This is a genomic window from Chromohalobacter sp. HP20-39 (genome assembly GCF_033052815.1).
Lineage (GTDB): Bacteria > Pseudomonadota > Gammaproteobacteria > Pseudomonadales > Halomonadaceae > Chromohalobacter.
Genome location: NZ_JAWHTP010000813.1, coordinates 1 through 260, shown reverse-complemented (window position 1 = coordinate 260; position 260 = coordinate 1). Strand labels below are relative to the sequence as shown.

Here is a 260-nt window from a genome sequence, read left to right as displayed (position 1 = left end):
CACCGCGTCGATCTTGCTCAGCGCAACGATCTCGATCTTGTCGGCGAGATGCTCGTCATACGCTTCCAGCTCATTCCGCACGGTCTTGTAGTCTTTGCCCGCATGCTCGGATGTTGCGTCCACCAGATGCAGCAGTACGCGACAACGCTCGACGTGGCCGAGAAACCTGTCGCCGAGGCCTGCGCCTTCATGCGCGCCTTCGATCAATCCCGGAATGTCGGCCAGTACGAATTCACGCCCGTCGATGCCAACGACGCCGA

Annotated in this window: 1 protein-coding gene; it reads right to left on the bottom strand. The window is 60.4% G+C overall.

What is annotated here, in order from left to right; translation table 11 throughout:
* A partial coding sequence (locus RVY79_RS20215) for a GTPase (protein WP_317466366.1) occupies positions 1 to 260 on the bottom strand: 260 nt, incomplete at both ends.